The 24,538-nt window shown below is 44.9% G+C and carries 21 protein-coding genes and 1 riboswitch; of the genes, 13 read left to right on the forward strand and 8 right to left on the reverse strand.

The features are described 5' to 3' along the window. On the forward strand, positions 1-1,422 hold a 1,422-nt coding region (gene ilvD, locus B2248_RS12960; RefSeq protein WP_286723198.1), incomplete at its 5' end, for a dihydroxy-acid dehydratase. Positions 1,423-1,456: 34 nt separating this feature from the next. On the opposite strand, the gene B2248_RS12965 is transcribed toward ilvD, so the two are convergent. Next, positions 1,457-3,241, reverse strand: a complete 1,785-nt coding sequence (locus B2248_RS12965; RefSeq protein WP_273178403.1) for an ABC transporter ATP-binding protein — start codon at positions 3,239-3,241, stop codon at positions 1,457-1,459. A 233-nt stretch (positions 3,242-3,474) separates the two neighbouring features. On the opposite strand from B2248_RS12965, the gene hutX reads away from it, so the two are divergent. Together hutX and B2248_RS12975 are read left to right on the forward strand one after the other, a co-directional pair. Further along, entirely contained in the window at positions 3,475-3,855 is a 381-nt protein-coding gene (gene hutX, locus B2248_RS12970; protein WP_273178402.1) for a heme utilization cystosolic carrier protein HutX, read from the forward strand. Positions 3,856-3,864: 9 nt separating this feature from the next. Continuing rightward, a complete protein-coding gene (locus tag B2248_RS12975) occupies positions 3,865-4,383 on the forward strand; it encodes a HugZ family protein (RefSeq protein ID WP_273178401.1) in 519 nt (172 codons plus the stop codon). 73 nt (positions 4,384-4,456) lie between these two features. Here the strand turns inward: B2248_RS12975 and B2248_RS12980 are convergent, their stop codons facing one another. Beyond that, positions 4,457-5,131, reverse strand: coding sequence for a TIGR04211 family SH3 domain-containing protein (locus B2248_RS12980; protein WP_273178400.1), 675 nt, complete (start codon positions 5,129-5,131; stop codon positions 4,457-4,459). A gap of 164 nt (positions 5,132-5,295) precedes the next feature. Here B2248_RS12980 and B2248_RS12985 point away from each other — a divergent pair, with 164 nt between their 5' ends. Further along, positions 5,296-5,730, forward strand: a complete 435-nt coding sequence (locus tag B2248_RS12985; RefSeq protein WP_273178399.1) for an arsenate reductase ArsC — start codon at positions 5,296-5,298, stop codon at positions 5,728-5,730. 5 nt (positions 5,731-5,735) lie between these two features. Here the strand turns inward: B2248_RS12985 and B2248_RS12990 are convergent, their stop codons facing one another. Together B2248_RS12990 and B2248_RS12995 are read right to left on the reverse strand one after the other, a co-directional pair. Next, positions 5,736-7,550, reverse strand: a complete 1,815-nt coding sequence (locus B2248_RS12990; protein WP_273178398.1) for a GGDEF domain-containing protein — start codon at positions 7,548-7,550, stop codon at positions 5,736-5,738. A gap of 89 nt (positions 7,551-7,639) precedes the next feature. Beyond that, positions 7,640-9,025, reverse strand: coding sequence for an OprO/OprP family phosphate-selective porin (locus tag B2248_RS12995; RefSeq protein WP_273178397.1), 1,386 nt, complete (start codon positions 9,023-9,025; stop codon positions 7,640-7,642). A gap of 218 nt (positions 9,026-9,243) precedes the next feature. Here B2248_RS12995 and B2248_RS13000 point away from each other — a divergent pair, with 218 nt between their 5' ends. From B2248_RS13000 to groL, 3 genes are all read left to right on the forward strand, one after another. Continuing rightward, positions 9,244-9,717, forward strand: coding sequence for an FxsA family protein (locus B2248_RS13000; protein WP_273178396.1), 474 nt, complete (start codon positions 9,244-9,246; stop codon positions 9,715-9,717). 115 nt (positions 9,718-9,832) lie between these two features. Then, on the forward strand, positions 9,833-10,123 hold the full coding sequence (gene groES / locus B2248_RS13005; protein WP_007143920.1) for a co-chaperone GroES: 291 nt from the start codon (positions 9,833-9,835) through the stop codon (positions 10,121-10,123). Between the two features lie 46 nt (positions 10,124-10,169). Then, positions 10,170-11,807 carry a chaperonin GroEL gene (gene groL, locus B2248_RS13010; RefSeq protein ID WP_007143919.1) on the forward strand — a complete coding sequence of 546 codons (1,638 nt, stop codon included), beginning with the start codon at positions 10,170-10,172 and terminating at the stop codon, positions 11,805-11,807. Positions 11,808-11,866: 59 nt separating this feature from the next. Here groL and mscL read toward each other — a convergent pair whose 3' ends face one another. Then, positions 11,867-12,322 (reverse strand): large conductance mechanosensitive channel protein MscL, encoded by a 456-nt coding sequence (gene mscL / locus B2248_RS13015; protein ID WP_273178395.1) that lies wholly within the window; start codon positions 12,320-12,322, stop codon positions 11,867-11,869. Between the two features lie 182 nt (positions 12,323-12,504). Next, positions 12,505-12,694: riboswitch (cobalamin riboswitch) on the forward strand. Positions 12,695-12,823: 129 nt separating this feature from the next. Between mscL and B2248_RS13020 the strand changes: the two genes are divergently transcribed. From B2248_RS13020 to B2248_RS13030, 3 genes are read left to right on the forward strand one after another with little or no spacing between them, the layout of a single operon-like run. Then, positions 12,824-17,143: a cobaltochelatase subunit CobN gene (locus B2248_RS13020; protein WP_273178394.1), complete on the forward strand. Its 4,320-nt coding sequence runs from the start codon at positions 12,824-12,826 to the stop codon at positions 17,141-17,143. Between the two features lie 3 nt (positions 17,144-17,146). Further along, a complete protein-coding gene (locus tag B2248_RS13025) occupies positions 17,147-17,593 on the forward strand; it encodes a MotA/TolQ/ExbB proton channel family protein (RefSeq protein ID WP_273178393.1) in 447 nt (148 codons plus the stop codon). After that, entirely contained in the window at positions 17,586-17,900 is a 315-nt protein-coding gene (locus B2248_RS13030; RefSeq protein ID WP_273178392.1) for a DUF2149 domain-containing protein, read from the forward strand. Before B2248_RS13025 ends, B2248_RS13030 begins: the two co-directional genes overlap by 8 nt. Before the next feature lie 2 nt (positions 17,901-17,902). On the opposite strand, the gene B2248_RS13035 is transcribed toward B2248_RS13030, so the two are convergent. Genes B2248_RS13035 through B2248_RS13045 form a run of 3 tightly spaced genes read right to left on the reverse strand, consistent with a single transcriptional unit; the run spans position 17,903 to position 19,734 of the window. After that, positions 17,903-18,325 (reverse strand): lysozyme inhibitor LprI family protein, encoded by a 423-nt coding sequence (locus B2248_RS13035; protein WP_273178391.1) that lies wholly within the window; start codon positions 18,323-18,325, stop codon positions 17,903-17,905. Between the two features lie 10 nt (positions 18,326-18,335). Next, a complete protein-coding gene (locus B2248_RS13040; protein ID WP_273178390.1) occupies positions 18,336-19,352 on the reverse strand; it encodes a PA2778 family cysteine peptidase in 1,017 nt (338 codons plus the stop codon). After that, positions 19,336-19,734, reverse strand: a complete 399-nt coding sequence (locus tag B2248_RS13045) for a PA2779 family protein (RefSeq protein WP_273178389.1) — start codon at positions 19,732-19,734, stop codon at positions 19,336-19,338. Before B2248_RS13045 ends, B2248_RS13040 begins: the two co-directional genes overlap by 17 nt. Before the next feature lie 201 nt (positions 19,735-19,935). On the opposite strand from B2248_RS13045, the gene glnE reads away from it, so the two are divergent. The 3 genes from glnE to B2248_RS13060 all read left to right on the forward strand — a co-directional run bounded on the left by glnE (position 19,936) and on the right by B2248_RS13060 (position 24,536). After that, the gene (gene glnE, locus B2248_RS13050; RefSeq protein ID WP_273178388.1) at positions 19,936-22,752 is read left to right on the forward strand and encodes a bifunctional [glutamate--ammonia ligase]-adenylyl-L-tyrosine phosphorylase/[glutamate--ammonia-ligase] adenylyltransferase; all 2,817 of its coding nucleotides are present in this window, start codon (positions 19,936-19,938) and stop codon (positions 22,750-22,752) included. A 40-nt stretch (positions 22,753-22,792) separates the two neighbouring features. Then, positions 22,793-23,725, forward strand: a complete 933-nt coding sequence (locus B2248_RS13055) for a branched-chain amino acid transaminase (RefSeq protein ID WP_273178387.1) — start codon at positions 22,793-22,795, stop codon at positions 23,723-23,725. 61 nt (positions 23,726-23,786) lie between these two features. After that, positions 23,787-24,536: a YebC/PmpR family DNA-binding transcriptional regulator gene (locus tag B2248_RS13060; protein ID WP_007143908.1), complete on the forward strand. Its 750-nt coding sequence runs from the start codon at positions 23,787-23,789 to the stop codon at positions 24,534-24,536. Positions 24,537-24,538 lie beyond the last annotated feature (2 nt).

Below are 24,538 nucleotides of genomic sequence, written 5' to 3' on the forward strand. Positions count from 1 at the left end.
GGTGGCCCGATGGAAGCCGGTAAAACAAAATTGGCCGGCAAAGACGTCAAACTGGATCTGGTTGATGCCATGGTTCAAGCGGCGGACGAGCATGTCAGCGATGCTGATGTTGAGCAGGTTGAGCGTAGCGCCTGTCCGACATGTGGTTCATGTTCAGGTATGTTCACGGCAAACTCAATGAACTGTCTGACAGAAGCCTTAGGGTTGTCTTTACCTGGGAATGGCTCTTTATTAGCGACCCATGCGGATCGGGAAGAACTGTTTCTGGAAGCGGGCCGTCGTATTGTCGATTTAGCAAAACGTTATTATGAAAATGATGAAGTTGACGTACTGCCACGTTCGATTGCAACTAAAGCCGCGTTTGAAAATGCTATTGCTCTGGATATCGCGATGGGTGGTTCGACCAATACCGTACTGCATTTATTAGCTGCGGCGAATGAAGCGAAAGTCGATTTCACCATGGCAGATATTGACCGCATGTCTCGTAAAATCCCGAATTTATGTAAAGTCGCACCCGCTACCAATAAATACCATATGGAAGATGTACATCGTGCTGGTGGTGTCATTTCAATTCTTGGTGAATTAGCCGCTGGTGGTTTGTTACATACTGATATACCCACTGTTCACAGCAAAACCATGGGGGAAGGCTTAAAACAATGGGATGTAAAACGTAGCCAATATGAGCCTGCATTGACACGCTATCTTGCTGGTCCCGCAGGTATTCCAACTCAACAAGCCTTTAGTCAGAATTGTCGTTGGCCCGAGCTGGATTTAGATCGTGAAAATGGCTGTATTCGTGATATTGAACATGCTTACAGTCAGGACGGTGGCCTTGCGGTGTTATATGGCAACTTGGCTGAAGATGGCTGTATTGTGAAAACGGCAGGTGTGGATGAATCTATTCTCACCTTTTCCGGCCCAGCCCGTATTTTTGAATCTCAAGACGAGTCTGTAGCTGCTATCTTAAGGGGAGATATCAAAGAAGGTGATGTTGTCCTTATCCGTTATGAAGGTCCGAAAGGTGGGCCAGGCATGCAGGAAATGTTGTACCCAACCAGTTATCTGAAGTCAAAAGGCTTGGGTAAAGCCTGTGCTTTGTTAACCGATGGTCGCTTCTCTGGTGGTACATCGGGTTTGTCTATTGGTCACGCCTCACCTGAAGCAGCGGAAGGCGGTAATATTGGCTTAGTTGAAGAAGGCGATATCATTCATATTGATATTCCTAATCGTAAGATCAATGTTGAATTAAGTGACGAAGAACTGGCTCATCGTCGTGCAGCCATGGAAGCAAAAGGCGATGATGCCTGGAAACCTGTTGGCCGTGAACGTGAAGTGAGTTTAGCGCTGCAAGCCTATGCAGCATTAACGACTTCGGCGGCGAAAGGCGCTGTTCGGGATGTGGAACAACTCAAGCGTCGCTAGAAAATAAAAAAAAGCCCGGTTCGACCGGGCTTTTTTATATCTGCTGAGCGTAAAGCTTTTGGTACAAACCATCCTGATTAATCAATGAATCATGGCTGCCTTCAGCAATAATTTCGCCACCATCAAATACAATAATCCGATCGGCCTGTTTTACGGCACTCAGGCGGTGAGCAATAATGATGGTAGTACGATTTTGCAGATAGTTTTCTAAGGCATTATGTAACTGATATTCCGTTTCACTATCTAAAGCCGATGTGGCTTCATCGAGCACGACAACGCTGGGGTTAACTAATGCCATGCGGGCAATCGCCAGGCGCTGACGTTGACCACCGGATAGCTTCACACCATCACGACCTATGATGGTATCTAGTTGCTGAGGGAGATCTTGAATCACGGTTTCTATCTGAGCAATTCGAATGGCTTCCCAGATAGCTTCATCTTTATAAACACGGCCCATGGTTATATTTTGACGAACGGTATCATTAAATAAAGCCGGGCTTTGCAACACAGTGGAAACGTGCTCGCGAACGGTATCCAAACCAATTTTACTCACCGGTACATCATTAAAAAATACCATGCCTTTATCAGCAGGATATAAACCCAGTAAGACATTCACCAGCGTTGATTTACCTGCACCACTGGCGCCGACTAAGGCGACCTTTTCACCGGCGTTGATATTCAGCGACACGCCACTGAGGACTTTATTATTATCCCCGTATTTAAAGTGTAAGTTTTCAATGCGAATGCTACTTGGTTGCCCATTCACAAAAGGATTAATCTCTCTTTTGTAACGAACTTCTTCATGCATACTGAATAAACTATTAAGGCGAGAGACTGCAGCACTGGCTGAGTAAAAGGAATACTGAATATTCAGTATTTCCTGCACTGGCCCCATCATAAACCACAGATAACCAAATACCGCGAACATCTCACCAATACTTAAATTAGAGAAAACCACCATAAACATGCTGACAGCTCTAAACACATCAAAGCCAAACAGAAATATCACAAAGGAAAAACGGTTTGCCGCATCACTTTTCCAGGCAAACTCAGAAGCATGATTTCTGACTTGCCGAGCATTATCGATAACTCGCAGCAGATAATGTTTTTCACGGTTAGCGGTACGTATTTGCTGAATACCATCCAGTGTTTCAGTCAGGCTCTGTTGGAAAATCTCAAAGGCGGCGTTTTCTTTCTTTTTAAGCTCTTTGACATGTTTACCGACCACCATAGTGAAATAAATCACTAATGGATTCATAAACAAAATCAGTAAGGCCAGTTGCCAGTGCAAAAACAGCAATATGACTGCGGTGCCGATAATACTCAGTGTTGCTACAATAAACCGACTGATGGTGTTACCAATAAAGTTATCAATCACTTCAATATCGGTCACAAAATGTGATGCGATACCGGCGCTACCGCGCGTTTCATATTCACTTATGGCAATTCTGCCCAGTCGTTTAATGAGTTTTTGTCGAATGCGGAACGTAATGCGTTTGGCAATCAGCGTGAAATAACGTGATTGAGCGACGTTTAAAATAACCGACGCCACACGCAATACCAAAGTGAATAACAACACCGCAAGAATATACAGTACCGGACCGTGCCAGTTATCCGGGGTAAATTGTTGAATAAATGCGACAGTTGAGCCGGGTTGCTTGAGCAACACTTCATCGACCATCAGCGGCAACAACAAGGGGACTGGCACGGCACAGAGTGTCGCCAGTAAAGCAATGATATTGGCTTTAACTAGATGCTTTTTATACAAAAGGGCTTGTTTAAGGATGCCACTCAGCTCATAGCTGTTTTTATCAATCATAGATAATCATTAAAATTAGAACGTTACTTTAAGGTTGGTGTCAGTCATTGAGAAAATGAAATCTCAATGGTGTGACCATTATGAGTGCCAATTTTTCCGTGGGTATGGCATATAGAAGATTATTTTACCCTGATTTAGTGATAAACAAGCTAATAAGCAGTATTCGTGTTTGACTCATGCATACTGGGTGAATATGCCTTGCTAGGTGTACGATAGGATTTTGAGGAGTGGATATGTCCGATGTAAGCATGCCGGGAGAGCAGGCTCAAGAATTACTAGAAACGCTGTCCGACTGGGGTACGATGGTGACGATTATCATTCATGCCGGCAGTGTGTTTGAATTCAAAGGTCCGTTTCCCAAGGGCAAAGTCGCTGAAGGTTTTTATAATTTAAGTGGCCCAGTGCCCGGTTTGCACGGTCATTTAAACCTTAAACAAGTGAAGCAGATTCGCTTTCAGGATAAACCGCATAGAGGACGCGAAAGCTATGCCTTCGTTTTTGAAAATGCGGATGATGAGGTGATCTTTAAGGTGTTTCTGGGCCGAGATGAAAAAGGTGAGTTGTTGGCAGAACAAAAACAACGGTTTCTGGCAATGCAACAACACTATCAGTGAGAATGAATTATGAATAATAAAGGGTTAGAAGCTCAAATCAGCCAGGAAATTATGGCGATGGTAAATAGTCGTAAAAGCTTGCTGTTGTCATCATTAACTGAAGAAAACGAACCTTATGCTTCCTATGCACCATTTGCCGTGGGAGAAGACTGCTTATATGTGTTGATCAGTGAAATTGCTGTTCACGCTAAAAACTTGCAGTATCACCCCAGAGCTTCAGTATTAATTATAGAAGATGAAGATTCTGCTGCGGAGTTATTTGCTCGTCTTCGTGTTCAGTACAATGTGACCACTGAACTATTGCCTGTCGATTCTGCAGACTGGGATGTGGGTATTCAGTGTTTAACCGATCGTCATGGCGATCGCATACAAAACTTAAGTCAATTGAGTGACTTTAAGTTATTTAAGCTGAATCCTATCGGTGGCCGTTATGTGAAAGGCTTTGGTAAGGCGTATCAGATTGATGGTGGCTCTTTAGCTGGAGAAGGCTTGTCTCACTTGAGAGATGGACATAAAAAACGTGCTTAATAGACTGGTTGTATGAAGCAAAAAAAGGACGCTCGATGCGTCCTTTTTTTATTGACGAGATAATAATCTGTTATCAGAGGCTGCCCCAACTATCCTTTTTGCGTACTTTCAAGCGTGGCAGGATGATACCTAACAGAATACCAGCGAATAATACCGCTGCGCCAACCAGAAACCAGCTACGGGTGCTGTTATCTTTCAATGCATTGTTTTCGATAACGAGTGATTGATTCTCGTGATCGATTTCCTGCAGCTTTTCTTTCAGCTGGCGGTTTTCGTTATCTAATGCCACTGCGTTGGAAGCTGTTCGACGTAAATCATCGAGCTCTTTACTCAGACGTTGTGACTTTTCTTTTAACGACATATTTTGTGTATCGACGTCTGAGTTTTGATTACTGAGTGATGAAATCTCTTCTTTGTATTTAGCAATTTCAAGTTCAAGATTGGCAACCCGTTTTTGGCTGGCTTCAAGTTGGTCGCGTGCGCTTGGAGTATTAGTTAGATAACGAGTTAACACCCAACCTTCAACACCATCGGTGGTTCTGACTTTTGAATAACCTGCTGGATCCGTTTCCAGTACTTCGAGTCGTGTACCAGACTCGAGCATTTTACGGATATTGAATTTCACTCCTTGACCATTACGCATGGTGATTTCGAGCTTATCAGATACATAACGTGTGGTTTGAGCTTGAGCAAGGACGGGAGTCAACAGTGCCGCTGAGATGAGGATGTGTGCGATCAGTTTTTTCACAATGGACGTCTTTATTCTTTGATAAACAGGCATTTTAACAGAAGCGATGCTGTTCGCTTCAAGTCTGAGTTAGTAATTAACAATAAATCAGAATGTTATGCCGTCGTAACGGTGTTGTCATATTGGTTTGTTAAGGTCGGCCTGCTATGAAGAAAGGGTTAGAAATGGAAAAGATTAGAGTCATGTTTTTGTGTACTGGCAACTCGTGTCGGTCACAAATGGCTGAGGGCTGGGCAAGAGCATTGGCCAGCGAAGAAATTGAAATTAAATCGGCTGGTATTGAAGCACATGGACAAAACCAACGTGCCATCAAAATTATGTCTGAAGTCGGGATTGATATTTCTCAGCAGGAATCGATTCGTGTGAATGGTGAAATGCTGGAATGGGCTGATTTGTTAGTCACACTATGTGATAACGCTGAGGAGCAGTGCCCTCTACTCAGCCCTCATACAGTTAAGGTGCATTTGCCTTTGCCTGATCCGGCCAAGCTGCGGGGTAGTGAAGAGGAAGTGATGGCGATCTTCCGTGAAACACGTGAGAAAGTACGTCAGCGTGTTGAGTTTGTACTCGAACAGGTTGCTTACGAAGCGACTGTTTAAGCTGATTATTTCTCCGTGACCAAGCGTATTTTCGGTTTCTGATTAATTATATTTTTTTCTGTCGCTTCTAGCTGATAGAGGCTGTTTCCAGCTATTCGTTTAGCCATTGATTTTGCCTTACTGGCGTATTCGGTCAGATCAATCTCTGCCTGGATATTCGGAAAGTCTAAAATGCGCACAGCACCTATCGACAAGCTAAGCAGTGAATAAAAGGTTTCATTGCCATGGCGATCAACCGCATTGATGCCTGCTTGTTGCAGATGACGCAAATTGTATAGCTGTGGGTAAAGTGCCTCAAATGCTTCCAGAATCTTTTGGCAACGGTGTCGCCAGTCTTTACTTTCAAACAAGATGATAAAATCATCGCCACCCACATGCCCGACAAAGTCGATCTCCTGGTCGACATGTTCAGTTAACGTTTTAGCTGTGAGGCTAATCACTTTATCGCCTTTACCGTAACCATAAATGTCGTTGTAGGGTTTGAAGTTATCCAAGTCAAAATAGCAGACAGTGACATCCCTATTTTGCTCGATAATCTCACGGGTATGCTCACTTAATGGCACATTTCCTGGCAGACCACTTAGTGGGTTAGCATGGCGTGCCATGGTGATTTGCATATCAGTAATCTGACGTAGCAAGTCCATCAAACTACCTACACCGCGATAGCGGCCTTGCTCCGTTATGACGAAGGCACTGTGCTGGTGATGTGCTTCCTGGCTGGTGATTTGATAACTGAGTTTTTTCAATGGCAGCTCAGTTTCAACCACGATAGGATTTTTATCCATAAAGTCTTTTATGGGTTTTCTTCCGTACAGTTCACGACCAAAACGGCTGGCGTAAAGTGTCATAAAATCATCGCGCCACATGATACCCACGACACGATTATTATCATCAACAACCGGCAACGCATTCAGTTTTAACGCTTTCTGAAAACGATCAGAAATGTGCTCAATGGTATCGTTATGTCTGACCGGATCTAAATCTGTCAGCAAGCTGCTAACAAGGGTATTCGCTCTTGGACGACCTGTTCGTTGTATCGTTGTTTCTTTGCGTTGGGCAAACAGACTGTTATCGAGTTCTTTTTGTGGATTGCGATTAGGACGGCCAAAGTAATAGCCTTGTACAAAGCGCATATCCAGACTTTGTGCGGTGATATATTCCTGACGAACTTCAATGCCTTCACCAATCACCTGGCAGCCGATACTTTGAGCAATATCAATCATGGACTGCACAAATTGGCGCTTTTGCCGATCTTCATGAATATTCTGCATAAAGTGGCGGTCCAGTTTGACAAAATCAGGCTTGAGTTCAGACCAGGTGCGTAAGCCAGAATAGCCCGCACCCAAATCATCAATCGCAATCGAAAAACCCATATCGCGATAATGTTCGGTGGCTGTTCGCATTAATTCATAGTCATCAATCGGATACTGTTCAGTGAGCTCAATGATGACTTGTTCTGCTGATAACCCGGCCATTTCAACATATTGTAAAGTCAATCCATGTGGATAATTGTTATCCAGAAGGGCGACAGGCGTGGTGTTGATAAAGAGTTTTTCTTTCAGGCCGAGTTGACCATAGCGTTTGATGGCCGTTTCTCGGCAAAGTAAATCCAGTTCAGCCAGACAATCATGTTTAAGGGCTGTATCAAACAAGGTTAGAGGTGAATGCAATGGGCCATCCGAAGGGCCCCTGATAAGTGCCTCATAACCAAAAATCTGTTGGTTGTGTAGAGATATAATGGGTTGAAACAGAGCTGTCAGACGTCCATGACTGAGAATTTCCTGTAATGAGTGATAGTGGTGTAATTCTTCTTGTGTCATCGTCTTATCTTCTCTTGCTAATATCTCCTAATCAGAAAAAAGCCCCACCCTGGGGTGAGGCTTTTATCAGTGCTTTCCAGTGTTAAGACCTACCAGAATGCTTGCGCACGGAATTTAAGTGCAGATGGTTCTGCATCTGAACTTGCGCCATCGACAGTCAGATCGGTAACTTTGTCGTAGTTCAGCATTAAACGAATATTTTTACGTGGAATGTAGTTCACACCCAATGTAAATTTATCTGCTTCGTCTTCAGTTTGTACACTTCCGCCGACTAAACCTTCGGTTTCAATGTTTTCAAAGCGAGCAACTAACTGCCACGCACCATATGGAGATTTAGGTGAAACGCCAGAGTTATAACCTTTTTTCCACTTGTAAGATTCACCCGTCAGGAAGTAACCAGCTTCAACTGAATAGCCAGTGAATTCTTGATCTGAGTTTGAGTTACTTTCAGCTGTGTAGTCTACGTATTCAGCTAAAGCGTGGAATGGACCGTAGATACCTAAAACATCAGCTGTGAATGCTTTTGAGCCATCATAATCTGCTACAGAAGTGTCAATTGGACGCTCTGAAGTAATGTGGCTAACAGCACGTTGACGGTAGCGGAATGAACCATCACCGTTACCACGGTTCAAATAACCCAAACCAACTTGTAACATGTGTTTGCTGTCTTGCATAAATGGTACGAATGAACCGCGAACTGCCCATGTATCTGCATCATCTACATCAGTTTCACCACCGTCGATTTCACCGCTTGTTAAAGATGATGCTAATAACCAACGATAATCTTTGTCATTCAACTGGAATGCAACACCACTCTCACGAGCAGGTGATAAAGCTGAATCAGCATAGAATGGGCGATCAATAAAGCTCATGTATTTAGAGCTAGCTTTAGTGTTATAACCAAAAGCTATGTGAGATTGACCAAGTTTTACACCCCATTTGGTGCTGTCGTTTAGTTTGTTGCCGTAACCAACATAAGCATCTTTAATTGATGCATCACCGCCAGCAAAGTCAGCTTCAAATTTGTAGCTCCAGTCATAAATCGAACCTTGGAAACCCAAACGTGCACGACGTAATTCAGTTCCTCGACCTTCGTTATCACCTACACCTGCAGTACCATCGTATAAACCATCATTGTCTACAGAGATGGCATCCCACATCACACGACCGATAGGTTGGAATTCCCAGTTACCTTCTCTGTCTGCAACAACTAACTTGCCATCAGTGGTAATTTTTGGCATATCTGCAGTTGCTTCAGCGACTTGTTTTTTCACTTCAGCTTGAGCAGCTTCAGTTTTTTCTTGATCAGCTGCTGCAGCGTTTTTCAGCATGTTGTAGTCTTCTGCACTGATGGTGCCTTTGTCACGAAGGACTTTTAACAGGTCAGCCATCGCTTCGTTGTTTGCCTGAGCAGGCAACATTGCTGCACCAAACAAGGTACCGGCAATTAATAAAGATGTTGTTTTCAATTTCAAGGGACTATCCTCTAGGTTGGTTTATCAATTCGGTAAGAGCCGAAGTCCCGCACACCTTAGGCTTGTTATGTTTCAGCATGATGAAGAAAACGTTACAGTTTTGTGACATTGATACAAAAGCTGACTTTTGTTGTATTTAAGCGACAATGGCGATCAGGCCTTGAAATAAGGAAAACCGCACCAATATCCATCTATATGACTATGCCTTTGGACGTCCTATGTTTCGAATTTTATTACTGATTTTTTTAATTATCCCCATCGTTGAAATCTATGTGTTGATACAAGTTGGCGATGTGATTGGTGCATTACCGACTATATTTATGGTGGTGGCCACCGCTGTTCTAGGTGCGTTTTTACTTCGTTTACAAGGTTTTCAAACATTACAACGAGCACAAAGCTCCATGGCCAGCGGCCAAATTCCTGCCACAGAGATGTTGGAAGGGGTGTGTTTGGTTATCGCTGGGGCGATGTTATTAACACCCGGATTTGTCACCGATACCTTTGGTTTTTTGCTACTAGTGCCAGCCGTCAGGCAGAGTGTGATTAAACAATTAGCCAAGAATAGTCGTATTTTTTACACACAAAAGCGTGGTGATGCTTTTTCACAACAACGCTATCGATCAGATTATCGTGAAGGTGATGTGATTGATGGGGAAGTGGTCGATGACGATGATAAACATCATCTTCGATAAAAATTTTTAAATTTTTTTGCTTAGCCCCCTTGAAAGCGGGTTTTGTAACCCCATTCTATGAGTTCCCTACAATTTAAGTTAGTCATTAATAGACATTTTTTCGGAGGAAATACAGATGAATCTTCGTCCCCTTCATGATCGTGTGATTGTTCGTCGCATGGAAGAAGAAACAATGAGCGCTGGCGGTATCGTTATCCCTGATAACGCCGCAGAAAAACCATCTCGTGGTGAAATTCTCGCTGCTGGTGATGGCAAGGTTACAGATTCAGGCGAAGTTCGCCCTTTGGCGGTAAAAGTGGGTGACAAAGTACTGTTTGGCAAATATGCCGGTACTGAAGTTAAGGTTGACGGTGAAGAACTGTTAGTCATGCGTGAAGATGACATCGTTGCTGTTATCGAAGGCTAATCCCTGGATTCATTTGCTTTAATAAAGAATAAGAGGAATAACTACAATGGCTGCTAAAGAAGTCAAATTTGGTGCAGACGCACGTCAGTTAATGGTTAAAGGTGTAAACACTCTGGCCAACGCGGTTAAAGTGACACTAGGACCAAAAGGTCGCAACGTTGTTTTAGATAAAAGCTTCGGCGCACCAACCGTCACGAAAGACGGTGTTTCAGTGGCGAAAGAAATCGAACTGGAAAACAAATACGAGAACATGGGTGCACAAATGGTAAAAGAAGTGGCTTCGCACACTTCTGATGCTGCAGGTGACGGTACAACTACAGCGACTGTGTTGGCACAAGCGATTCTGCGTGAAGGTATGAAAGCCGTTACTGCAGGTATGAATCCAATGGATCTGAAACGTGGTATCGACAAAGCGGTTCAAGCGGCAGTTGAGCAATTACGCACTATGTCATCTCCTTGTGATGATGATAAAGCCATTGCTCAAGTAGGTACTATCTCAGCAAACTCTGACGCATCAGTCGGTAAAATCATTGCTGAAGCCATGCAAAAAGTTGGTAAAGAAGGCGTTATCACTGTTGAAGATGGTAGCGGCTTTGAAAACGAATTAGATGTCGTTGAAGGTATGCAGTTTGACCGTGGTTACCAGTCTCCATACTTTGTTAACGACCAACAAACTATGACAGCAGAACTGGAAGATCCGTATGTGCTGTTATTCGACAAAAAAATCTCAAACATCCGTGACTTACTGCCAGCTCTGGAGCAAGTGGCTAAATCAAGCCGTCCATTGCTGATCGTCTCTGAAGACGTGGAAGGTGAAGCACTAGCAACACTGGTTGTGAACAATATGCGCGGTATCGTGAAAGTCTGTGCGGTTAAAGCCCCTGGCTTTGGTGACCGTCGTAAAGCGATGTTAGAAGATATTGCTGTTCTGACTGGTGGTACTGTGATTTCTGAAGAAGTCGGTCTGAGCCTGGAAAAAGTGACTTTAGATCACTTAGGTCAAGCGAAGAAAATCACTGTCAGCAAAGAAAACACAACTATCGTTGATGGTGCTGGCCGTGCAGATGAAATCCAAGCACGTGTTGAACAAATTCGTACACAAATCGCTGAATCTTCTTCTGACTACGACAAAGAAAAACTGCAAGAACGTGTGGCTAAATTAGCTGGCGGTGTTGCGGTTATCCGTGTCGGTGCGGCTACCGAAATGGAAATGAAAGAGAAAAAAGCACGCGTTGAAGATGCGTTGCATGCAACTCGCGCCGCAGTTGAAGAAGGCGTTGTTGCAGGTGGTGGTGTTGCTCTGGTTCGTGCAGAAGGTTCTCTGGGTGAACTGCGTGGTGACAACCATGATCAAGACATGGGTATCAAAATTGCACGTCGTGCAATGGAAGAACCTTTACGTCAAATCGCTACAAATGCGGGTGCTGAAGCCTCTGTTATCCTGAACGAAGTCGCTGCAGGCAAAGGTAACTTCGGTTACAACGCGGCTACAGGCGAATACGGCGATATGATCGATATGGGTATTCTTGACCCAACCAAAGTGACTCGTACTGCACTGCAAAATGCAGGTTCTGTTGCTGGTCTGATGCTGACAACAGAAGCGATGATTGCTGAACTGCCGAAAGATGATGCACCTTCAATGCCTGATATGGGCGGAATGGGTGGCATGGGCGGCATGATGTAATCATCCCTCAGCCTTTAAAGCTAAAAAAAGCCCCGGCCAGTTGGTCGGGGCTTTTTTGTTTAGGCAATTTCAGATGTGCAATGTGGGCAACGGGTTGCTTTGATTAGAATGGTTGAAAAACATTTCGGACATTCTTTATTGGTGGCTTCTTTAGGGGCTGGTTCCGCTTCTTTTTCACGTTGTAGTTTATTGACTGAGCGGATTAATAAGAACACAGCAAAAGCCACGATCAGAAAGCTAATCACCGCATTAATAAAGACACCATAACTGATCACCACGGCGCCGGCTTCTTGAGCATTAGCGAGGGTGGCATATGGTCCCGCTACAGTCCCTTCTTTCAAGGTAACGAATAAGTCTGAAAAGTCGACACCTCCGAGTAACAGGCCGATAGGTGGCATGATAACGTCAGCAACCAGACTTTTGACAATCGTGCCAAACGCACCACCGATAATAATACCCACAGCCATATCTAGCACATTGCCACGCATTGCAAATTCTTTGAATTCTTTCAACATCCTTTTATTCCTCTTGTTATTTTTTCGCTGAAAATTAGGGAGTAGAGCCACTCGATTAAACATGGCGTCTCTGTGCGATATTAGCCATCGCTATTTTGACTGTCTAGCTTTAGTTGGCGCATGAATATTGTGTGCGATTTTGTCTGCGTCACCAAACCGTGGTTGTTATTAAGCGATGTACGTATAATTCAGGTCTTTATGGTCTCTTACCAGAGTTAAAAGGGAATTCTTAACCGAAGCTGTCCCCGCAACTGTATACGTGAAGTTTCCGACAACGATGATGTAAAACCACTGAAATTAGTCGATTTCGGGAAGGTGAGTCGGAAACGTTGAAGCGTGAGCCAGGATATCTGCCATAAAAACGTTGTTATCCGATGGCCGGGGTGTGCAGTTGGAGCGGGAAACCGTTTAATGGCGAATCATCTTTGAGTTGTTAAGCGGTGTGTGGTTTTCCGGCATGGTTTGATAGCTCAGTGTTTTTATATATTGATGGAAAGCGCTTTGTATAACCGAATTGTTCTCTGTTTAGTCCTGTTTCTTTTCTCTGCATCAGCATTCGCTGAGCAACTCTTACTGATTGTGACGCCAAGGAATGTACCGGAAGTGGTATCAGGTGCACATGAATTTTTAAAAGACACATCGCAACAGCCCGTCTCTGTACAAATACGTACAACAGAGCAGTGGCAAGATTTATCCACACAAAAGCAATCACAGTTATTGCAGCAGTCAGATTTAGTGTTTGCTGGCGGTGTGTTTGGCGAAACCGCCAATCAACTGGTGGAATATAGCAAAAAAGGTTTGTTAAATAATCTTATTGCTTTGCATAGTGATCAACGTCTGGTGATGGCCTCAAGTCTTGATGGCAAAGCATTATTAGCCGGGCCACCTGATAAGTTGATGCAACATCCTGATCCCACCATATCAACAGAGCAATGGATGGCATCACTACTAGAACAACATCCTGAACAGCAAGCCTGGCTGATCACGCGATTCTTCTGGCTAGGAAAAAACAGTGAAAATATGCAGGGTTTAATCCATCATCTGCATCATATCGTTCGACATGAAGATACGATTCAGCGTCCGCAATTAGCTGCACAGCTCAGACTTTATCATCAAGGTAAAATCACCTTACCAGAGCAGTTTGAGTTTTCAGCAAAATCTTCGTGGGTAGTATTGCTCGATTATGAAACGGGGGAACGACCCGGAGAAAAGGCTTTGCTGGATGCGGTTTGCGAAAACGTAGCTGATGAAAAGACCGGGTGTGTGTCAGTGCTTACTGCCTGGGGGGATGCCAGTTTATCTGCGATTAAGCTACTGACACAACATAAATCACAGATCAGCTCGATAGTATCATTACAAGACTTTGTAATAGGTGGCTCTGAACATCGGCAAGCGGTCACCGATGAGTTAAAAGAACTGGATGTGCCAGTTATCAAAGCGATGCGTTTAAGTGACAGCACCCGTGCCGAGTGGGAACTGTCTGAAGCCGGGATTAGCTGGGATTCGGTGCATTACCGGGTCGCTATGCCTGAGTTGCAGGGGCTTTCTCAACCGATGGTCGTCGCGACGATGACACCTGCTGAGGTCGATAAGCTCACCGGTGCCAGACTCGCTTTTTCTGAGCCAGTTGCTTCACAAGTGAGCTTATTGTCACAGCGTCTAAAGCGCTGGCAACAGTTGCAGAATAAAGCGAATCAGGATAAAAAAGTCGCCATCATTTATTACAACCATCCGCCGGGGCGTCACAATATCGGGGCGGATAATTTAAATGTGGTGGAGTCTTTATTCGATATTTTGCATTCACTCAACAATAGTGGCTACAACACGGGTGAACTGCCAAAAACATCAGCGGAGTTATTAGACTTATTACAGCAGCGTGGTGTGAACCTGCCAGAAGATCATGAAGCACTGGCCGCCATGTCATCCGTCGTAAATACTGTTGATAGCCAAACTTATCTGTCCTGGTTTCATACCTTACCGGAGTCATTACAGCAGGAAATGGTCAATGGACCGCTGGGTTTATTGCACGCCAATTTAAAACAAGCGAAAGCGTTAAAAGATCCCAGTATTGCAAAACACTTATTAGCCAGAGTGATGGAAGATATCCGCCATGTGGTGGATGGGGCAGATCATGCTGGTCGGGATCGTGTTTTGCAATTACTCACTCAGCTCCAGATCCTTTATCAGCAACGTTCAGACGAGATGGATTGGCAGCAGGCTGAGCAATTAATTACGGCGATTAGTCAGCAGTGGATTGAAGGTGTACGAGGCTGGGGAGAAGCACCGGGTAATGTAATGGTGTTTGATCATAAAATCCTGATTCCCGGTATTCAATTTGGCAATATTTTTGTTGGTCCTCAACCGCCCAGAGGCTGGGAGCTGAATGAAGAGTTATTACATGCGAACTTATCATTTCCACCGCCACATCAGTATATGGCCTTTTATCAATGGATTAGAAATGAGTTTCATGCCGATGCTTTAGTGCATTTAGGCCGACATTCCACTTATGAGTTTCTACCGCGACATCGTGTGGGCATGGCGGAAAATGATTATCCTCAAGCGATTCTGGCTGATTTACCCAGTATTTATCCGTACATTGTGGACGGGGTTGGCGAGGGTATTCAGGCGAAGCGCCGTGGTTTGGCGGTGATGATCGATCACCTTACCCCACCACTGGCGAGTACGGAGTTGTACGACCAATTATTAGAACTACGTCAGGTAGTAGAAAGTTATGAGTCGGCGCCGGTGAATGCCGGTGCAATGCGTGACCGAGCGATTGATGAAATGAAACGGTTAGTTGCTGAGTTGAATTTAGAAGATGAGCTGACAGCCAATATGTCCGCTGAGCTGGGGGTACGTGGTTTAAGTTCGTTCGAACAGGTGGATGATGATTTACTGGTGCATGAAATCGGCCATTACCTGACCACACTGCAAGAAGATTTTATGCCGTTAGGTTTGCATGTGTTTGGTCGTGATTGGTCTGAAAAAGCCATTCAAACCATGCTGACGTCGATGAATAATGGCAAACAAACCACGGAAAACTGGGAACCACTGTTACGGGAATCTCCGGCGGCAGAAATGTCGGCTTTACTGGCTGCGCTGGACGGCCATTTTGTCGAGCCCGGTAAAGGCAATGATCCGATTCGCACACCATCGGCTTTACCTACGGGGCGTAATTTCTATGCCCTGGATGATAGTTTGATTCCATCTCGGTTAGGCTACAAAGTGGGCATTGCTTTAGCTGAAAAAGCCCGTGCTGAGTCGCCAGCGAATGCTAAACAGGACAGTGATGCTTTAGTGTTATGGGCCTCGGATGTGGTGCGTGATGAAGGCGCGATGATCGCCTTTGCCTACGATATGTTAGGTGTAAAACCGACCTGGAATAGCCGTGGGATTTTTAGCGGATTGGAGCGTTTAGATCTGAGCTCTACAGACTCTACTTCAAACCCGCCGCGTATTCGTCGGGATATGTTACTGACCACATCGGGTTTATTTCGTGATTTGTATGGTTCGCAGTTAGTGTGGTTGGAGCAGGCAGTCTTAATGGCTTTGGATGCCTCTTCGGGACTGATTCGCCGTGATTATCCTGCTTTAACATTATCTTTAGATGCTGCCCTGGAACGTTTGCAGGTAAAAGAAAAGCCGGGTTTCGAATCTTTGGAGCAGAATCAAGTAGCCGCTCGTTGGGTGGCAGATGCCAGTGCGGCATTACGAGCGGGGATATCTGAACAAGAAGCCGGGCTGACAGCGAGTTACCGTATTTTTGGCGCACCTCCCGGCGCGTATGGCGCGGGAGTGAATCGTTTGGTGGAGCGTTCAGGCGCTTGGGAAAATCGTGAACAAGTCGCGGAAACGTATATTCATCGCATGGGCCATGCTTATGGCGCAGAGCTGGACGGCCAGGCACAGCAGGCCCTGTTTCAACAGCGGTTAAAACATGTCGGCCAAACCTATTTGGGGCGAGGCAGTAATCTGTATGGCGTCATGGATAACAATGATGCCTTTGATTATCTGGGAGGACTGAGTTTAGCCATTGAAACCAGCCGTGGTCAGGCGCCGAATAATTATATTCTGGCACATAGTGATAGTAGTGATTTACGGGTCGATCCCTTACAAAGTGTGTTGTTGAGCGAATTACGAGGCCGCTACTTGAATCCTCAGTGGCTTAAACCTCTGATGAATGAAGGTTATGCTGGCGCGCGCACCATGGGCAGTGAGTTTTTAGAGTATCTATGGGGCTGGCAGGTGACCAATCCCGGTATTGTGAAAAGCTGGGTATGGGATGAAGTCAAACGTGTGTATGTCGATGATGGTCTGGATCTCGGCTTAGATGAGTTCCTTGAACAAGATCATAATGTGCATGTAAAAAGTAATATGCTCGCGATTATGCTGGTCGCGGCATATAAAGGTTTTTGGCAGGCAGATGAGTCGACCTTACACGATCTGGCACAGCAGTTTACCGATTTAGTTGCAGCAAATGGTCTGCCGGGAAGTGGTCATACTACGCCGTCACATCCGATGTATCTCTGGTTGAATGATTATTTAGACGCGGAGCACCAGCAGCAATTAGCTGAGGTGTTAAACGCCGCAAAAATGCCAGAAGCGGATTTGCCTAATGCGCCAAGCCATATTGCTGAGGTCACTGAGCAAACAGCGACTCAGGCTGAGCAACAGCAAACAAATTTATCTGAGGAACAACAGCAAGAACAAAACCAGCAACAACGTTTCTGGCTGTATTTGCTATTAGGTCTGGTGATGTTATTGGTACTGGTCGGTATCGCAAAAGGGGCGCGTGCACCTGTTTCAAAGGCTAAGGAGTAAGTTATGTTGAGTTCACAGTCGATAGGTGTGATGCATCACTTAGTGGGGTTTTTGCTGGAACCGGTCATTTGGGCGCTGATGTTGTTTGCTGCCTTAAGCGTTATAGATATTGGTATTGCACTGGCCGAGCGTTTTTCTGGTTTAAAAAAGTGGCAACAGTCTGGTCAAACTGACGCGTTTGAAACCTTAGCGTTTAAACGTATCGAACGTAGCGACTTTTTAGCGAGAATTGCTCCGATGCTGGGATTGATGGGAACGCTTATTCCTCTTGGCCCCGGCTTATCAGCCTTGGGTAATGGCGAATTAAGCATTTTAACCACGGCGATGAGTGTGGCATTTGATACTACGGTGTTGGGTTTGTTTGTCGGCATTATCGGTTTTGTTTTAGGGCGATTGAGACGCCGCTGGTATGATGAGGTGTTGACCTCAATGGAACAAGCTCATGGCTAGACGTTGGCGCAACAGTCGTTTTGATGGCAATGATGATGAGCCATTAGGCCCTATGGCCAATCTATTAGACTTAATGTTGGTGTTTGCCTGCGGTTTGATCGCGGCATTGATCTCAATGAGCAGTCAGTTACAAGACCATTTCCAGGCAGAGAAAAGTCAGGCAGATCATGCCTTGACGGAATTACAGTCGATGAAAGAGTTACCGCAGATGCCGGAGGGAATGCAGGGTGGGGCTGATGGATACGAGTCAGTTGGTCAAGTTTATCGCGATCCGAAAACCGGCAAGCTCATCATGATTGGGCAATGAGTTTACTCATACGTTAATTCTGGTTCAGGCATGATAGCTGGAGTACTGTCCATATAAGTGAGATAGCTCGACCAGATTTCATGTGTTCTTATCTCAGTCAGTTTTATCTGACAGCCAAGCGACATGGCAACACGAATAGTGCCGTCCATCCAAATGATGTAAATGCTGTCGCAATAAGCTTTTTTATAAGCCTCCCAGGCGGATTGCCCTGTTTCAATCGCTTCTATGACTTGAGTTTCATCGTGATAACGTTGTTTTGCCGCCGCCAGATAATGTTCCATGATGTCTTGTTTTTGCTGAATTTCTTCATTAAGACACGCATTAATTTCCAGTGTAGTAAAGGCTGATGCGCAGTCAGTTTCTGTATGAGAAAAAACAGGGAAACTAATGAATAAAGGTAGCAACACGAACAGACGACTTAACATGGTTGATCCTTTAAAACTCAGGGCACGTTGGAATTTCACACTGACCGCCAGGCACTGATCGCTGTCCGATAATTTCTTGCAGACTGTCTTTTAAATTGTCATCGTCAGGAGCTATTCTGGTGGCACAGACGATGGCGCGAGTCGCCGCAAAACGGCAATTATTTTTCATTAATGCATAGCTCAAATTATTCCATGCCTGAGCGTTTTCCGGGGCAACTCTTATCGCATTCTCAAAAGCTAATCCAGCTTCCTTGTAGTGTCCAGCTTTGAACTCGGCATTACCCAGAGCCATATGTGATAAGGTCTGATCTGGCCATTGCTGTGTGGCGGTTTTATGTGCCAATAAGGCATTCTTATCTTGCCCTACTTGCATTAAAGCATCAGCTGCACGGGTATAACTAAGAAGATTGGCGGTGACAGGGACTTCATTGGGTTTTACGAAAACATAGGCCCAGTAGCGGCCTCTTTGCCAGGTACGTTCGAAGGTTTGAAAACTTACCTGATGTCTTTTTTCGGTGCCTGAACGCAAGATAAGTAATTGATTGTCTAATTCATAACCAATAACGACGGCGTAATGCCATACGGGATACCAGTTTAGGCCCAGGTTTTGGAAAACCAATACAGGTCTGCCCGAATTAACTTCTTCAATGATGGCTTTGATATCAGGATTAAGTTTATATGGCATCAGCTGATAGCTACGTGCCGTTGCGATCATTTCTACCTGTAAACTGCCTTTTTTCTCAGGCAGATAGACTTTGGCTGTTAAATCCTGAGGAACTACATCAATACCTTCAGACGTTAATATAGTCGCCAGTGCTGCAGGTCCACATTGGTATTCTTCCTGAGGAAAAAAGGCTGTTTCTGTGAGTTCGTGTTGTAGCGGAATGTTAGCAGGTGGTGAGTTCAGTAAATCTTTGGTTTGTGGTGCACTGGCACAAGCAGATAAGAAAAGCAGAATAAAAAAAACGCCAGAAAGTCTGGCGTTTTTGAATTCACTAAAAAATGATTGTTTAGTGATTAATATCATGTACAAATCCAAATACGTCGGTTGCACCCAGCATATCAGTAATCACTAAAACGATAAATACAACGAGAATGGCTCCAATAATGCCACTACCTGCAGGCATCTCATCAAAGTTTTGTGCTAACTGTGCCAGCTCCTGATCACTCATTTGATTGATACGTGCTTTCGCATCATTCAGGTCAACGCCCATAGATAATAATTGTTGTTTGACTTCCTGGCGGTCAAGTTGCTGTAACACTTCTTGTTTTGTGATGTCACTTTGAGATTGAGTAATAAGTTGTTGGTTATCGATCATTGCTGCATGAACAGGTGCCATGTAGATACTCAAAAAAGCCATGATTGATAAAACCGGAATGACTTTGTTAAAACGTCTAAAAAAATCCATATGTCTTACTCCTCATTAATTTTATTGGTGTTGATGACTACCCCGAGGCAATCAATAACCCGATTCAAAATAACACAAATAAGATTGTGTGCAAGGCAATAAGCCTATTCAAGTGTCCATCCCCATTTTTTTCGAAGGACATTTGGCTTTACGTAACCATAGGTTAAAGTAATGCTTTTCTCATCGTTATCCGGAGTGTTTATGTCCTCAGCATTTGTTTTGCCAGAACCTTGGCAGCATGCCTTAAAGACTTACCCAGAGCTGCTCAATGAAGCACAAAAAGTGTTAGCGGCAAGTGATTATGTTAATCACTGGGGGCAGAGACAGGAAACGATGCTGATGCAGTTGCTTGAATCACAACAACTGCAAAAAAAGCTTTCTCAGGATGAGATTGCTCAGCAGTTGGCTTCCATGCTGCAAGGCGTCACAACTGAGGAGCAGTTACATCAGAAATTACGCTATTTCCGGCAATGGATGATGGTACGCATTATCTGGCGGGACCTGGCCGGTTTGGCTGATTTAGCCGAGACCATGGCAGATCTTTCGACGATGGCAGATGTCTGTATCCAACAGACATTGGACATCCTATATCAATGGCAAGTTGAGATTAATGGCGTGCCCCGAGGGTCAGATGGTCATGAACAACAGATGATTGTGCTAGGGATGGGTAAGCTGGGGGCGGGAGAGCTGAATCTGTCATCCGATATTGATCTTATCTTCACTTATCCAGAAGAAGGGGAAACCGAAGGGGGCAGAAAACCGCTGAGCAATAGTGAGTTTTTTGTTCGATTAGGACGGAAATTAATTCAGGCGCTGGATAACCAGACCGTCGATGGTTTTGTCTTTCGTGTGGATATGCGGCTACGCCCCTTTGGCGAAAGCGGTGCCTTGGTCTCGAGTTTTGACGCGATGGAAGAGTATTACCAGACTCAAGGACGAGAGTGGGAACGCTATGCCATGATTAAAGCTCGGGCTATCACCGGCAAAGAAGCCGATAAAAAAGCCCTTTCAGATATGTTGCGTCCCTTTGTTTATCGGCGTTATTTAGACTACGGCATGTTTGACTCATTACGTGAAATGAAGTCAATGATTGCTGGGCAAATGCATCACCGTGGCATGGACGACAATATCAAATTGGGCGCAGGTGGTATCCGTGAAGTTGAATTTATTGGCCAGGTTTTCCAGCTAATTTATGGCGGGCGTGATCGGCCCCTGCAACAACGACCTATTCTGACCATTCTCGATTTATTAGCGGATAGAAAATTATTGTCCACTTATGCGGTAAACCAGTTAAAACGTGCTTATGAATTTCTGCGCAGAACAGAGCATCGTATTCAGGCCTGGGCCGATCAACAAACCCATATTTTGCCCAGTGATGACGCATCAAGATACCGACTTGCACAAAGTATGGGCTTTGACGATTGGCGGAGTTTTTATTCAGTACTCAAAGACTATCGGCAACAGATACAAGAGCATTTTGACCAGTTGCTGACAGCGCCGCAAGCCGGAGATGATGGTGCTGGCATAAAGATTTCTTTGTTCAATGCTCAGCCTGAAGAAAAGTTATCGTTTATTGAACAATGTGGTTACGACGACCCTGCTGAAATATTGGCTGTTGTCGATAAATTGCTTGATCTGCATATCTGCCGAAATTTGAGTCAAACCGGCAGGCAACGGTTGGAAAAATTATTACCGCTGTTATTGCAAGCGACAGGCAATGTCGAGAATGCTGATGCGTGTTTGCCACGCTTAATGCCATTGATGGAATCTATTATGCGTCGTAGTGCCTATATGGCGCTATTAGTAGAAAACCCGATGGCATTATCGCAACTTGTCAAGCTCTGTGCTGCTAGTCCTCTAATCAGTACCCAGTTGGCAAAATACCCTGTGTTGCTGGATGAGTTGCTCGATCCTCGCTCACTTTATGAAGTCCCTGAAAAAGAAGAGCTAAAAATACAGTTACTGCAATTTTTATCATCCGTTGATGCTGATGATTTAGAGCAATTAATGAATCGTCTGCGTGAGTTTCGTCAGATTGCGACTTTACACGTGGCTGCAGCGGATGTGACAGGCGTGTTGCCTCTGATGGGGGTCGGTGATCAATTAACAGAACTTGCAGAACTTCTTCTGGAGCAAGTGTGGCGAATCGCTTGGGAACACTTGGTTGCCAAGCATGGTTATCCACCGGTTACCGATAATGATGATCCTCAGCAGTGCGGTTTTACCATTCTTGCCTATGGTAAGTTGGGGGGACTGGAGCTTGGGTATGGTTCCGATCTCGATCTCGTCTTTATTTTTGATGATGAGCAGGAAGGTATGACCGATGGTGAGCGGCCAGTTGATTTAATCGTGTTTTATACCCGACTCGCTCAACGCATGATTCACCTGTTAAATACGGTAACTCCTGGCGGCATTCTTTATGAAGTGGATATGCGCTTGCGGCCGAGCGGTGCCTCTGGCTTATTAGTCAGCCCATTATCAGGGTTTACAGAATATCAGCAAAAAGAAGCATGGACCTGGGAACATCAGGCGCTGGTGCGTGCGCGCAACGTGATTGGAGACCGCCAACTTGCGCAAAAAGTGACGGATGTTCGTCAAGATATATTGGCGAGACCCCGCGACGAAGCGATGCTGGCGGAGCAAGTTAGAGAGATGCGTGCGAAAATGCGTCAGCAACTGGATAAGAGTGATAGCCAACTATTTGATCTAAAACAGGGTAAAGGTGGTATCACTGATATCGAATTTATGGTGCAATATGCAGTATTGGCATGGTCAATGGACTTGCCTGAATTACTCGTTTACACCGATAATATTAGGATTTTGGGGGCGCTAGTGGCTTCCGGAAAGCTTAAACCCGCTGAAGGGGAAATGTTGGCAGACGCCTATCGTTATTATCGGAACGAAGCCAACCACTGTGTTTTACAGGATAGACCCACATTAATGTCGGTAACTCAGTTACAAGACTTTCCGCAGCAGGTTGTGCAGATTTGGCAGCGCTGGTTAGGTGATAACGCCTGAAATCAGACTCAGATTAATCAATGAACTTGGAATAAAGCATATGGCAGTAGCAACAATGGCAGATCGTGATGGCGTTATCTGGCTCGACGGTGAATTAGTACCGTGGCGTGAGGCCAAAGTCCACGTCCTGACTCATACTCTTCATTACGGCATGGGCGTATTCGAAGGGGTGCGTGCTTATAAATCAGAACAAGGCACGGCTATCTTCCGTATGCAGGAGCACACTGATCGTCTTTTCCGCAGTGCCAAAATTTTAGGTATGGGCATGCCGTTTGATAAAGAAACGATCAACGAAGCTCAACGTACTGTGGTTCGTGAAAATAATCTGGATTCAGCTTATATCAGACCGATGTGTTTTTATGGTTCAGAAGGCATGGGGATCCGTGCTGATAATCTAAACACACACGTGATGGTTGCTGCATGGCACTGGGGTGCTTACCTCGGTGAAGAAAACATGACAAAAGGTATTCGCATCAGAACGTCATCGTTCACGCGTCACCACGTCAATATCACCATGTGTAAAGCCAAAGCCAACGGTAACTACATGAATTCGATGATGGCGCTGCAAGAAGCGGTCAGCTGTGGTTATGACGAGGCATTATTATTAGATGCACAAGGCTTTGTTTGTGAAGGTAGTGGTGAAAACTTCTTTATGGTGCGTGATGGTGTGTTGTACACCCCAGAGCTGACATCGGCGCTGGAAGGCATCACCCGTGAAACAGTTATGACGCTGGCACGTGATATTGGCCTGAAAGTCGTTGAAAAACGTATCACCCGTGATGAAGTGTATATCGCTGACGAAGCCTTTTTCACTGGTACAGCGGCTGAAGTTACCCCTATCAGAGAATTGGATAACCGTCCGATTGGTGAGGGTACACGTGGTCCCATCACTGAAAAACTTCAGGCAATGTATTTTGACCAGGTTTATGGTCGCAGTGATGTTTACAAAAACTGGAACACATTAGTTCGATAATTTAGGACTATTCGCCTGAGCAGTGAGGTTCAGGCTGGCAATAAAAGAGGTAAATAAGTACATGGCAGGTCATAGTAAGTGGGCAAATATTCAGCATAGAAAAGGTGCGCAGGATGCCAAGCGCGGCAAACTCTTCACTAAGCTGATTCGTGAAATTACTGTTGCAGCCAAAATGGGCGGCAGTGATCCAGCTTCTAACCCACGGTTACGTGCTGCAATTGATAAAGCATTAGGCGCGAACATGACAAAAGATGTCATCGAGCGTGCAACGAAACGTGGTGCCGGTGAACTGGAAGGCGTTAACTATGAAGAAATACGCTATGAAGGTTATGGTCCAAATGGCACGGCGATTATGGTTGACTGCATGACCGATAACCGTAACCGTACCGTCGCTGCTGTGCGTAATGTTTTCACCAAACGTGGTGGCAATATGGGAACGGATGGTTGCGTCGCTTTTCTGTTTAACAAAAAAGGCATTATTTCACTGGCTAGTGGCACTGATGAAGATGCAGTGATGGAAGTGGCACTTGAAGCAGGTGCTGAAGATATTGTGACTAATGCTGATGGATCTATTGATGTGTTTACTTCGCCTGAAGACTATTCAACGGTCAAAGATGCATTAGATGCTGCTGGGCTGGAAGCTGAATCAGCCCAAGTAACCATGCATCCTGATACCACCGTCAGTCTGGATGTCGATGATGCCCAAAAAGCCATCAATATGATCGAAGCATTTGAAGATCTGGATGATGTGCAGGAAGTGTATTCCAACGCAGACTTTTCTGATGAGGTCATGGCTCAGCTGAATAGCTGATG

Source organism: Methylophaga sp. UBA2012 (assembly GCF_002335235.1).
GTDB classification, from domain to species: Bacteria; Pseudomonadota; Gammaproteobacteria; order Nitrosococcales; family Methylophagaceae; genus Methylophaga; species Methylophaga thalassica.

Bases quoted from the DNA above. Each gene is read 5' to 3' on its own strand.
- B2248_RS12965 (WP_273178403.1), bottom strand. From the start codon at position 3,241: ATGATTGATAAAAACAGCTATGAGCTGAGTGGCATCCTTAAACAAGCC.
- hutX (WP_273178402.1), top strand. From the start codon at position 3,475: ATGTCCGATGTAAGCATGCCGGGAGAGCAGGCTCAAGAATTACTAGAA.
- B2248_RS12975 (WP_273178401.1), top strand. From the start codon at position 3,865: ATGAATAATAAAGGGTTAGAAGCTCAAATCAGCCAGGAAATTATGGCG.
- B2248_RS12985 (WP_273178399.1), top strand. From the start codon at position 5,296: ATGGAAAAGATTAGAGTCATGTTTTTGTGTACTGGCAACTCGTGTCGG.
- B2248_RS12990 (WP_273178398.1), bottom strand. From the start codon at position 7,550: ATGACACAAGAAGAATTACACCACTATCACTCATTACAGGAAATTCTC.
- B2248_RS13000 (WP_273178396.1), top strand. From the start codon at position 9,244: ATGTTTCGAATTTTATTACTGATTTTTTTAATTATCCCCATCGTTGAA.
- groES (WP_007143920.1), top strand. From the start codon at position 9,833: ATGAATCTTCGTCCCCTTCATGATCGTGTGATTGTTCGTCGCATGGAA.
- groL (WP_007143919.1), top strand. From the start codon at position 10,170: ATGGCTGCTAAAGAAGTCAAATTTGGTGCAGACGCACGTCAGTTAATG.
- mscL (WP_273178395.1), bottom strand. From the start codon at position 12,322: ATGTTGAAAGAATTCAAAGAATTTGCAATGCGTGGCAATGTGCTAGAT.
- B2248_RS13025 (WP_273178393.1), top strand. From the start codon at position 17,147: ATGTTGAGTTCACAGTCGATAGGTGTGATGCATCACTTAGTGGGGTTT.
- B2248_RS13030 (WP_273178392.1), top strand. From the start codon at position 17,586: ATGGCTAGACGTTGGCGCAACAGTCGTTTTGATGGCAATGATGATGAG.
- B2248_RS13035 (WP_273178391.1), bottom strand. From the start codon at position 18,325: ATGTTAAGTCGTCTGTTCGTGTTGCTACCTTTATTCATTAGTTTCCCT.
- B2248_RS13040 (WP_273178390.1), bottom strand. From the start codon at position 19,352: ATGATATTAATCACTAAACAATCATTTTTTAGTGAATTCAAAAACGCC.
- B2248_RS13045 (WP_273178389.1), bottom strand. From the start codon at position 19,734: ATGGATTTTTTTAGACGTTTTAACAAAGTCATTCCGGTTTTATCAATC.
- glnE (WP_273178388.1), top strand. From the start codon at position 19,936: ATGTCCTCAGCATTTGTTTTGCCAGAACCTTGGCAGCATGCCTTAAAG.
- B2248_RS13055 (WP_273178387.1), top strand. From the start codon at position 22,793: ATGGCAGTAGCAACAATGGCAGATCGTGATGGCGTTATCTGGCTCGAC.
- B2248_RS13060 (WP_007143908.1), top strand. From the start codon at position 23,787: ATGGCAGGTCATAGTAAGTGGGCAAATATTCAGCATAGAAAAGGTGCG.